General features: G+C 52.9%; 12 protein-coding genes. 7 read left to right on the forward strand and 5 right to left on the reverse strand.

Features of this window, described 5'->3' with window-relative positions; genetic code table 11:
- Positions 1–652 precede the first annotated feature (652 nt).
- The gene (locus V6D20_23585) at positions 653–982 is read right to left on the reverse strand and encodes a hypothetical protein (protein HEY9818762.1); all 330 of its coding nucleotides are present in this window, start codon (positions 980–982) and stop codon (positions 653–655) included.
- Positions 983–2,389: 1,407 nt separating this feature from the next.
- On the opposite strand from V6D20_23585, the gene V6D20_23590 reads away from it, so the two are divergent.
- From V6D20_23590 to V6D20_23605, 4 genes are all read left to right on the forward strand, one after another.
- A complete protein-coding gene (locus V6D20_23590; GenBank protein HEY9818763.1) occupies positions 2,390–3,727 on the forward strand; it encodes an ABC transporter substrate-binding protein in 1,338 nt (445 codons plus the stop codon).
- A gap of 193 nt (positions 3,728–3,920) precedes the next feature.
- Complete coding sequence (locus tag V6D20_23595) at positions 3,921–4,391, forward strand: hypothetical protein (GenBank protein ID HEY9818764.1); 471 nt, start codon at positions 3,921–3,923, stop codon at positions 4,389–4,391.
- A 142-nt stretch (positions 4,392–4,533) separates the two neighbouring features.
- Positions 4,534–4,902, forward strand: coding sequence for a phasin family protein (locus tag V6D20_23600; GenBank protein ID HEY9818765.1), 369 nt, complete (start codon positions 4,534–4,536; stop codon positions 4,900–4,902).
- 149 nt (positions 4,903–5,051) lie between these two features.
- Positions 5,052–5,486 (forward strand): hypothetical protein, encoded by a 435-nt coding sequence (locus tag V6D20_23605; GenBank protein HEY9818766.1) that lies wholly within the window; start codon positions 5,052–5,054, stop codon positions 5,484–5,486.
- Between the two features lie 117 nt (positions 5,487–5,603).
- Here V6D20_23605 and V6D20_23610 read toward each other — a convergent pair whose 3' ends face one another.
- Together V6D20_23610 and V6D20_23615 are read right to left on the reverse strand one after the other, a co-directional pair.
- The gene (locus tag V6D20_23610) at positions 5,604–5,921 is read right to left on the reverse strand and encodes a TIGR02450 family Trp-rich protein (GenBank protein ID HEY9818767.1); all 318 of its coding nucleotides are present in this window, start codon (positions 5,919–5,921) and stop codon (positions 5,604–5,606) included.
- A 9-nt stretch (positions 5,922–5,930) separates the two neighbouring features.
- On the reverse strand, positions 5,931–6,659 hold the full coding sequence (locus tag V6D20_23615) for a response regulator transcription factor (GenBank protein HEY9818768.1): 729 nt from the start codon (positions 6,657–6,659) through the stop codon (positions 5,931–5,933).
- A 153-nt stretch (positions 6,660–6,812) separates the two neighbouring features.
- Between V6D20_23615 and proS the strand changes: the two genes are divergently transcribed.
- The 3 genes from proS to V6D20_23630 are packed head-to-tail and all read left to right on the forward strand — an operon-like array spanning position 6,813 to position 10,022.
- Positions 6,813–8,621, forward strand: coding sequence for a proline--tRNA ligase (proS, locus tag V6D20_23620; protein HEY9818769.1), 1,809 nt, complete (start codon positions 6,813–6,815; stop codon positions 8,619–8,621).
- On the forward strand, positions 8,594–9,385 hold the full coding sequence (locus V6D20_23625; GenBank protein ID HEY9818770.1) for a DUF2993 domain-containing protein: 792 nt from the start codon (positions 8,594–8,596) through the stop codon (positions 9,383–9,385). The genes proS and V6D20_23625 overlap by 28 nt, the downstream gene beginning before the upstream one ends.
- A gap of 19 nt (positions 9,386–9,404) precedes the next feature.
- Complete coding sequence (locus V6D20_23630; GenBank protein ID HEY9818771.1) at positions 9,405–10,022, forward strand: GerMN domain-containing protein; 618 nt, start codon at positions 9,405–9,407, stop codon at positions 10,020–10,022.
- An 87-nt stretch (positions 10,023–10,109) separates the two neighbouring features.
- Here V6D20_23630 and V6D20_23635 read toward each other — a convergent pair whose 3' ends face one another.
- Entirely contained in the window at positions 10,110–10,331 is a 222-nt protein-coding gene (locus V6D20_23635) for a hypothetical protein (GenBank protein ID HEY9818772.1), read from the reverse strand.
- Between the two features lie 327 nt (positions 10,332–10,658).
- On the reverse strand, positions 10,659–11,275 hold a 617-nt coding region (locus V6D20_23640; protein HEY9818773.1), incomplete at its 5' end, for a TrkA family potassium uptake protein.

Raw genomic sequence — 11,275 nt, forward strand, 5'->3', positions numbered from 1 at the left:
CGCCCTTGGATGCCCTTGGGCAATTGGTGAAGCAGGAGGTCTACCGAGACTTTAATCATCTCAAGCGTAATTTACTGCTCTGGCTCGATCCGGTTTCGGTGCAACGTTCTTAAGCTGGAAGGCGATGATAGAGAAGGATTAGGTTGAGATGTCATGATGTAGGTTAAACGTCAGCTAATACAGACGTTTAGGGCAATTATTGAAGCAGTCGAGATGCCGGTTGATGTGTCTTAAGGCTTTGATCACGGAGCCTGAGGTACCAGCATTGTATCTATAGAATTGGATGAAAATCTAAGGCATTCACCCTAGTCCTTGCTGAATAAAGATATGAAATTGGCATAAGAGCAAGATACCCACACTACCTTGATAGTGGTTTTTTATTTATGCAACACAGTCGTTCTGAAGCCTAACCATTGTGGAGCAGTGAATGGACTGTAACCTAGGCGAGAAGCCAAGATCCTGGCAACCGCTGTCCGTAACCGTTATGGGAGGTATTTTGCCACGCCGATACATCTCATTCCCCTAGAAAATCTTGGGGCGATCGCCCCTGCCAACTCGAATATTGACGAGGTGTGTGTTGTATCAGTCGAGCGCATCTCCTATGCAGCGATCGCAGCTTCAACTTCTAACGAGATACATTGGGACGTTCATCTCATCCACCCTTGGGTTGCCGTTTTGGTTTTGGGCGACCACTCTTCAATCTATCGGGTACATCGTTTTGCCTGCTAGCAACGTAGTATTCCCTTGGCTGTGGAGTTCTATAGATAGCAAATCGATCACTTTTGACCAGCAGATATTGAAGGCCTTTGGGGTGGCGGGTGAAACGGTAGGCGATCGCTTCCGGGTCGGCCTTGTAACGTTGCTGGAAATGTTGACATAGCTGTTGCCGACTGATCCATGGAGTCTGGGTGTTCTGTTGATTGGCGTCGATCAGATACTCTATTGACTTTAGAAAATTGTGCTTCGACCAACCGTCTTTCATGGGTTGTCCTGGTTCTAGAATGTGGGAGTTTATTGCACGGGATGCTATGGGGCTTGTGCTGGTCATGCACTGACCAGGCCATACCTAACTACAGATTGACGGTGCAATGTATCGCACGACTTATCGGTCTAAATTTGGTGTGGGTTTCCCTACATTCTCGATGTCATCTATCAGGCCAAGGTTGATCTAATGGATGGACGTTGGCCTGAACGTTGATTGTGGATGCTTAGGGGTGAAGTACATTTGCAGCGCGGGATGTTTGCTAATCGTCACGCTATTGAAAGGTTGACTGCATAGCGAGAAGGGTTGACTGTATAGCGATCGCAGAACAACATGTCCGACATCGCAAAACAGGATCCTGATCGAAGGACAAAAGTGTTTTGCTGAGACGTTTTTTGCAGCATTTTTAAGACCCCAGACTTGTCACTTAACAAGCATGTTGGCTAGCTAAATATCGGGGCATAGATTGGGCTCTGAAATCCTGGAGAGATGACTGCGACCATGGGCTGTGAGGGGGGGTGGGCAGGAAGGGAAGTCTTCCGAGACTCGGGCAACGTCAGCGGCGCTTCAGGGGGGCTACAGTCCATCGGGTTAATTGCCATTTACGCAAACAATCAGCAGCCCTCTATCTCCACAAAACCCTCATTTTGTAAGCAATCTGGAGAATCCTAACTTGGACTAAAAGTCCAATGGACTAATATTGGACTAAATTTTTGAGGGTCATTTCAGGGCAATTCTAGGGCGATCGCTTCCCTTCCGTCCTATGAGCACCGACCACGATCCAGGCAATTTGGCCTGTAGATCGGGCTGGGCGATCGCCCCCCAACTCACCTCAATCACCCCTGAAGTGTATCCAATTTCCCATCCAAAAAACGCGGATTTTCGGGGGAAAATCCAGGCAAAATTTGCTGCTTGAACTGCCTTAAATCAAGACATTAATTCTTAGAAATAGACCTAAAACAAACACAATAGACTCATATTAAGACAGTTATGTATAACCGAGAGATTAATAGTCTTAAATTAGGACTTATTTCAAGACTATTTGTATTTATATAAGACATTGTTTGCAAGCGATCGCTCCCTAGTTTTAGAACCACAAAAACGCCGTTTTTCAATCTCCCGTTATCCAGCCAAACGCGATCGCTCCATTTCGCCCATTTGTGCGATCACCAAATTCTTTATCTCAAAACGAGACGCTTAATCTTGTTGTTAGTCTTGACTTAAGACTTAAAAATTCAACTTAAGACTTAGATTAAGACTTAAAAAGTTAATTCAAGACTGAATTTCTTAACAAAGATAGCGATCGTCGATATTGCCCATCATTCTTAGTTCTAGGTATTCTTTTGGTAAAACATCCCACTCAGATTTACGCTAACAATCAGCCCAATAAGTTGATAGGTAAAAACCATGTCTAAAAACCATTACAAACTCAGCTTGTTCAACCGGCGATCGCCCATCCTGTGGGGAGCGATCGCCCTTGCTCTCACCCTAGGAGCCTGCGGCGAAACCACCCCTAGCGCTGATTCTGATGCTACCGATACTGCCGATACTGCCGACACCACCACCAGCGGTGAAGGGCTGAAAATTGGCACCTTGCTGCCGATCACCGGCGACCTCGCCCAATATGGTGGCCCTATGCAAGATTCCGCCACCTTATTAGTTGAAACCGTGAACAGCTGCGGCGGCGTTCTAGGGCAGCCCGTGCAGCTCATTTCTGAAGATGACCAAACCGACCCGGCGGCTGGGGCCGCCGCCATGAGTAAACTTGCCGAAGTCGATCAAGTCTCCGGTGTCGTGGGAGCTGCTGCTAGCTCCGTTTCTAGTGCTGCAGTTGACATCGCCGTTCGCAACCAAGTGGTCGAAATTTCCCCTTCCGCCACCAGTCCCGTTTTCACCGAACAAGCTAAAGCCGGTGACTTTGATGGCTACTGGTTCCGCACAGCACCGCCCGACACCTTCCAAGGCCAAGCCCTGGCCCAGTTAGCGATGGATCAGGGGTATGAAACCGTTGCCGTCATGGGCATCAATAATGACTACGGTAGCGGACTAGTTCAGTCCTTTACTGACGCCTATACCGCCCTCGGCGGCACCGTCGTCAACCAAGACAATCCCACCCTCTATCCCCCCGATGCTTCCTCCTTCGACTCCGAAGTCAGCAGCGTCTTCAATGGTTCCCCCGACGCCGTTCTGCTAGTTGCCTATCCTGAGACTGGTAGTCTTATTTTGCAAGCTGCCTTTGAACAAGGTTTTCTGGGTGGCGATACCCAAGTATTGCTCACCGATGGCATGAAAGATGCCAGCATAGCTGAACTGGTTGGCAAAGACAGCGATGGTAGCTTCGTTATTTCTGGCGTCATGGGCACTGCGCCCAGTGCTGGCGGCCCTGGATTAGAGCAATTCACCGCCGTCTATAATGATGCATTTAACCGCGACCCCTCTGTTTTTGATCCCAACACATGGGATGCCACCGCTCTCATTGCCCTAGCAGCAGAAGCAGCCGGCGACACGAGTGGTACTGCTATCCGCGATGCCATTCGCAGCGTCGCGAATGCACCTGGCACCGAAGTTACAGATGTCTGTGAAGCCCTAGAACTCGTCCGCCAAGGAGAAGAGATCAACTACCAAGGTGCCAGTGGCCCAGTAGATTTGGATGAACAGGGCGATGTGGTCGGTAGCTACGATATTTGGACTGTCGGCGACGATGGTGCCATTCAAGTTCAAGAAACCATTGAAATTAGTGGCTAAGTATCAGGAAAACTCCTACCTGATTGAGTAGCTAAGCAAGCAAGTTTCCCAAGGCGATCGCCTTGGGAAACTTAACAGTTGAAGTTTTAGGATCGTTTTAGAATCACTGTAAAAACAGAGCGATCGTTAGTTTTTTTAACGGTGCTAAAACCTTCCCCCAAAACGCTCAACGTTGTATTCATTCATCACCCCCATGAACCAACCCAACGAACCTAAGGCCAAACAAAATGCTTTTTGGCCAACCATTGATTCCATCAAACGTGCCCGTGAAGTAGCCCAACAAGGATTTTGGGCTGCTGTGATAGTAGCTGTGGTGACTGCCATTTTCACGGTTGTTTCCATCATGGCTGGCAATATTGCAGGACTGCCTATCAGCGCCTGGTCATTTATCGATGTCGGCATCTTTGTGGCGATCGCCATAGGTATTCGCCGCATGTCTCGCATTGCTGCGGTTCTAGGCTTAGTAGTCTACGTAGGCAATCAACTGTATATCTGGTCTGTCACTGGCCCACGGACAACCGGTATTATCGTGGTCGTCTTCCTGATTTTGGCCTTCATCCATGGTGTGCGCGGCACCTTTGCCTACCACAGCTACCGCAAGCAAGGGATTGAAGAAACCCTGGCAGAAGAAAGCCCCATACCTGTAGACGACGTTCCATCCTAAGCGCGATCGCTTCCATCTAGACTCCCACCCAAGAAGTGGGCAAAGCGAGGCATTTCTTCCTATGCTGGAGGAGATGCCTCAACCTTTTTTAGGAACAGGCGATATTCTCTGACTCGAACTCTGACTCGAAGGAGTACAACCTATGCCTGGTTTTGGCGATTTGGTGCAAAAAGCATTCTATTTAGGCGTTGGCATCGCGTCCTATGCCGGTGAAAAAGCGGGAACGACCTTTACGGAACTGCGATCGCAAGCCCAAAAGCTGGCGGATGAAATGGTGGCTCGGGGTGAAATGACCACCGAAGAAGCTAAGCGTATGGTGGATGAAATGGTCAGCAAGGCCCAACAAGTCCCCAACGCCAGCACAAACACGCCCCCAGCCCACTCCGGCGAACCCCGTCGTATCGAAATCCTTTCCGATGACGATGAACCAAGCCCCGAAGCCGTTGACTCTCTACGCGATCAAGTAACCCAACTGCGTGATGAACTCAACCGCCTCAAGAAAGATTCCTAGCTACAGGCTCACTCCGCTCCTGCCACACACACCGCTTCGGTCACCGAGAGGCGATCGCTAGCCCTCATCCACAGACCTAGTCTGCACGATAACCGGCCGGTTGGGCTGAGTGGAGACCATGCCCAACCTCACTGTTACAGGTCAAAACAATGAACGATTGGTACAACGACTGGTGGAAAGCCTGGGATGGCATGGCAGACCAAGTCGAACAGTTCTGCCAAGATGTTTCCGAGCAACTGGACGAAGTGGCTGACTTTTTGATGGACGCCACCGCCACCATCGTCAACGACGTTGAAGCGGCGATCGCCCCCCAGCTTGACGACCTCGATAGCCAGATCAGTCAATGGCTCAACCCAATCCTAGAAACTTTTCTAGACCTAGACGAACCCATAGACAACGACTTCTTCTATCCCATGTATCCGCCGGTGGAGCCTAGGAGCGATTACCATCCGGCCTGCATCGGCTGCCAGCACTACCACGGCCAAGTCTATGGCAACACCCTCCTCGTCTGCGGCATGCATCCCTACGGCTGGGACGGCGACACCTGCCCCGACTGGGAACCACCCCAAATACCTAACCCCTAAGACTATAAGGACTACGCTAGCTAAGCGAAGCTGTTTGTGCAACGTCTTCCGAAGGGAGCAAGCCAAAACCCACCCGTGTTCCCTGAGCGAAGTCGAAGGGAACACGCACGCGTCCCGCTACAGAGTAACGTCCTGTTGCAGCATACCAGCCTCCTCTAGATCCGGCAGATCATCCGTCAACGGATCCACCGGCGGCTGCATCTGTTGCATCGCCTCCCGCGTCTTCCAGCCCGCCTGCCATAGATGCCGATCCTTGAGAGCATTAGCATTTAGCCAAAACCGCACCGTCGGATCACAAGACGCCACCAGTTCTGCAAATACCCAGCCCTGCTCATTTTTGCGATTTACCACTTGGAAATGTCGCCATCCCCAAGTGCTTTGCAGCGACGTCCATTTTGAACCGAGTAGGTGGGGAAATCGTTGCTTCTTCGCCATACTGCTGTCCTAACTCACCAATCCCGATCGCAACGCCCGCACTGCTGCCTGGGTGCGATCGCTCGCACAGAGCTTACTCAAAATATTACGCACATGGGTTTTCACCGTGCCAATCGAAATTTGTAGTGCGTCTGCGATCGCGGCGTTGTTATGCCCCGCCACGATCAGCTCCAGCACCTCCAGCTCCCGATTGGTCAACGGATCTGCATCAATCAGCTCCTCATACTGGGGACTGACGGCATCAATCGTTGTTTGGCGATCGCTCTCCAAATCCGGTCGCGGCTTTTGGGTTTCCTGTAGCACAATCCGAGCGATCGCTGGATCAATCCAGGCATTACCCTGGTGGGTCGCCTCAATTGCCTCCACCAGTTTATCCAGCTTTACATCCTTCACACTGTAGGAATCGGCTCCCGCCGCAAACGCCGCCAGCACCGAATCCTCACTGTCATGCATCGTCAGAATGAGAACCTTCGTTCCCCCCTGCCCATCCTGGGATAACTCATCCCCAGCCATTTGCTGAGCCTTAAAGCGGCGCGTCACCTCAATGCCGTCCATGTCTGGCAAGCCAATATCCACGATCGCCACATCCGGATTCAAATGCTGGAGTAGCGCTAAACCGCGCTGTCCATCCGCCGCATCCCCCACGATCTCAAGCTGGCTATATTGCTGCAGTGCAGTTTTCAGCCCCACCCGGGTCAAGTCATGATCTTCAACTAATACAACTCGAATCTTACTCATCAATCGATCATATAGATATAGATAGTTGGTTTCAGTATGCCGTATTTTTGTAGCGACCTGTTGTTCGGAACACCGCCCTCGATCCATACGATTGGTGCAACGAATGCTCTAGACTGAAATATCGAACTCCAGTCTTAGAAAAGGGAAGCAATCATGCGGCTGTCTCAGATGCTCTTTGTCACGTTGCGGGAAGATCCAGCCGAAGCCGAGATTCCTAGCCACAAGTTACTCCTGCGGGCCGGCTACATTCGCCGCATCGGCAGCGGTCTCTACGCCTACCTGCCCTTCATGTGGCGCGTCTTGCAAAAAGTGTCGCAGATTGTCCGCGAAGAAATGAACGCTACCGGTGCCCAGGAATGCCTGCTGCCCCAACTGCAGCCCGCCGAACTCTGGCGCGAATCGGGCCGCTGGGATACCTACACCCAAGCCGAAGGCATCATGTTTGCCCTCGGCGATCGCCAAGAGCGAGAACTGGGCCTTGGCCCCACCCACGAAGAAGTGATCACCGCGATCGCCCGTGATCTAATCCGCTCCTATCGCCAACTGCCCGTCAATCTTTACCAGATCCAAACCAAATTCCGCGACGAAATTCGCCCCCGCTTCGGTCTGATGCGCGGCCGCGAATTTATCATGAAAGACGCCTATTCCTTCCATCCCGACACCGACAGCCTGGATCAAACCTACAGCGCCATGCACGACGCCTACTGCAACATTCTGCGGCGTACTGGCCTGGCCTTCCGCGCCGTCGATGCCGACTCCGGAGCGATCGGTGGCTCCGGCTCCCAAGAATTTATGGTGCTGGCCGATGCTGGAGAAGACGAAGTTCTCTACACCGACGATGGCAACTACGCCGCCAACGTCGAAAAAGCCGTCTCCCGCCCCGCCGATGCCCTGCCCTCCACCTACACCGCCTACGAAAAACTTCAAACCCCCAACACCCCCACCATCGCCAGCCTCTGCGAATTTCTCAACTGCTCCCCCACCCAGATTGTTAAAAACGTCCTGTACCAAGCCACGTTCGACAACGGTCAGACCGTCCTCGTCTTGGTGAACATTCGCGGCGACCAAGACGTCAATGAAGTCAAGCTCACCAACGAACTCACCAAACTGGCCCCCACCTACGGTGGCAACACCGTCATTGCCCTCACCGTTCCCGATGCCGACCAGCAAAAAAACTGGGCCGCCAAACCCCTGCCCCTCGGCTACATCTCCCCTGGCCTGGCCGACGACTACATCCAACCCACCGCCAACCTCGCGCCCAAATTTCTGCGCTTGATGGACCAAACCGCCACCGACCTGAAAAACTTCGTCACCGGCTCTGATGAGTCCGGCTACCACGTCGTGGGAGCCAACTGGGGCAGCGAAATTCCCCGGCCAACGACCGTCGTCGATGTGCGCACAGCCCAGGCCGGCGATCGCGCCCTCCATGACCCCAGCCAAATCCTAAAAAGCGCTCGCGGCATTGAAATCGGCCACATCTTCAAACTAGGCACCAAATATTCCCAAGCCCTAGGAGCCACCTACACCAACGAACAGGGCGAAGACCTGCCCTTGGTCATGGGCTGCTACGGCGTCGGCGTCTCCCGCCTCGCCCAGGCCGCTGTTGAGCAATCCTACGACAAAGACGGCATCATCTGGCCCGTGGCGATCGCCCCCTACCATGCCATCGTCGTCGTGCCCAACGTCACTGACGCCGACCAAATGGCCGCCGCCGAACAGCTCTATGCCGACCTCAACGCGGCCGGCGTGGAAACCCTCCTCGATGATCGGGATGAACGAGCCGGCGTCAAATTCAAAGACTCCGAACTCGTGGGCATTCCCTTTCGCGTCGTCACAGGGCGATCGCTCAAGCAAGGTAAGGTAGAAGTAGTGAAACGCGCCGACCGTAGCGCCCAAGAGTTAGCCCTTGCCGACGTCGTCCCTACCCTCAAACAATGGGTCACCGAGGCCCTGAACGCCTGATGGAACTGATCACCGTCCTGCTCACCGGATTCATCAGCGTCCTCTCCGCTGGCGGGGTGGTGATCGACCAAGTTGCTACCACTGCCCTTGAGGATCAGCTGCACGATGCCGAGCAGCTTGACGTCCGCATCGACAATACCCCCAGCTACCAGCTTGTCAACGGCACCCTCGATCGCGTCCGCATCGCCGGCCGCGGCCTCTACCCCGTCGAAGACGTGCGCATCCACCTCCTCGACATCGAAACCGATCCCATCCATCTCAATGCCCCCGACCTGCGCCGTGGCACCCTCACCCTAGAGGAACCCCTACGCGCCGCCCTGCGTCTGGTGATCACACAGGATGACCTAGACCGGACCCTCACCTCGCCCTACGTTCTAGACCAACTGCGATCGCTCACCCAGTCCCTCAGCAACGACGAAGCCGCCCTTGAGGATTTTCTCAATCCCCAACTCCAATTCATCGGCAACAACCGCCTGCGCCTCGACGTTGTGTTGCAAAGTGATACAGATCCAGTGGCGATCGCCGCCGAATTTACCCTGAGATTACAATCCGGATCTAGGCTAGAGGTAGCGGATCTGGATCTGAGCATCGATGATCAGTCCGTCCCGGACACCATCACCAACGCCGTTGACCAGATCCTAGAACAGCAGCTCGACCTGAGCCGTCTAGAAGACCAGGGCATCATCGCCCGTTACCTTCAGCTTGACATCCAGGCAGACCAGCTTAGCCTTGTTGGTTTCCTCATGATCGAGCCCGCCGACTAGTTTTACCAAGGAGTCCCCCATGGCTGAAGATCGTCACGTTTCCCGACCCTCCATCACCGCCATCCCCCGCAAACTTCTCATCGCCATCCTGGCCGGCCTACTCCTCGTCGGCGGTGGCACCATCTGGTGGCGCATGGCCACCTTCCAACCAACCGAAACGACCGTCCAAGATCCTGACCCCGACACCGTTACCCCCGACCCCGCTCAGGAGATTGAAACCCAAGCCTACCTGCTCACCCTCGACGGCGACGCCATCCTGCTCAGCCCCAGCGCGATCACAATTCCAGATGGCGACCCCGAAACAGTTTTAACCAGCACCTTCGAGCAACTGTTATCCGGCAATCTCAACACCGATAACGTGTTCACCGCCATCCCCGAAGGCACCACCCTCCAGTCACTTTCCGTCGAAGATGACGGCGTTTACCTCAGCCTTTCCCCCGAATTTACCCAAGGCGGCGGCAGCGCTTCTATGCAAGGTCGCCTCGGACAGGTGATCTACACCGCCACCAGTCTCGATGCGGATGCTGCTGTGTGGATTTCCGTTGATGGCGAACCCCTAGAACTTCTCGGCGGCGAAGGGCTGATCGTCGATCAACCCATGACCCGCACTGACTTCGACGAAAACTTCTCTCTGTGATATTGATAAGGGCACCGCAATATACTCTACAAGAGGGGCGATCGCCTTAACGCACCCCTTTGTCTTTTGGTATAGCTGTGTAGCTGCCTAATTAGAGCCATTACGTTCTATTTCGCGCTCGATCATCTCTTTAACAAAAGCTGGCAGTTCCTTCTTTGCACTGACGGCTTTTTGCTTGAGTCTTTCATAGCTCCCAATATCATCGCCTTCCCAAAGCAGGTCTATTCTTCTGACCTGTCGCATTGCTATATGCTCATAATTCTCTGGAGATGCCCAGTAACAAGATAAGCAAATTGACTTGTCCTTCATGTTGCTCTAGTTATCGCAATGTTCGCATGACCAAGATTTAGCACGGTTGGCAGAGCCACACAGCAGCATAAAGTTTTCCGGCTCTGGATCTGGTTCACAACCAACTTCAAAAGGTACACGGTGATCAATCTGTAGATTACGTTTGTCTACTTCTTTAAGATAAATTAAACACTTGCATCCATGTCTGCTGATCAGTGCTTCTTTAAGCCGCTTGGATAAGCTAGTTCTTCCGGAAAAGCGGGTTAATCTTGCCTTGCTAATGTCGCCAAATCGATAGGCAGCTATTTTAACGATCGCTCCCCCCGTTACATCACACCACCATCATCATCACAGCGGCAGGCGATCGATATCTTTGTTAGAACCCACCACCACCATCACCTTACCTTCTGTTAAACGCATCACGGGACTAGGATTGATCTCAAATTTCTCATCTTCTCCCACCGCCAACAGCGTTAGCCCATAGCGCGATCGCAATTCTAGTTCCACAATAGTTTTGCCATCAAATTCTGGCGGAATGGATACTTCGACGATACTGTGATCGGGGTCGAGTTCGAAGCGATCGAGGAGGCCTGGGCGGGTAAGCGATCGCGCCAGAGCACAGCCCATTTCATGCTCAGGAAAGACAACTTGGTCAGCTCCCACACGGTGCAGTAACTTACCGTGAATTTCAGATGATGCCTTAGCTACCACATAGGGTACCCCAGCTTCTTTGACATTCAGGGTGGTGATGATGCTCTCTTGAATGTAGTTGCCGATGGCGACAATTACTGTATCAAAGTCAAAAATGCCAGCTTCTTTGAGGGCCGTGGGTTCCGTGGAATCGAGTTGGAGGGCGTGGGCGGCTAAATGCTGAGACATGACGTGGGCCACCAGCCGTTCATCGGAGTCGATACCGAGCACCTCATAGCCCAATCCGTGCAGTGTGGAGCAGACGGCTCGTCCAA

This window comes from Candidatus Obscuribacterales bacterium (genome assembly GCA_036703605.1).
GTDB lineage: Bacteria > Cyanobacteriota > Cyanobacteriia > RECH01 > RECH01 > RECH01.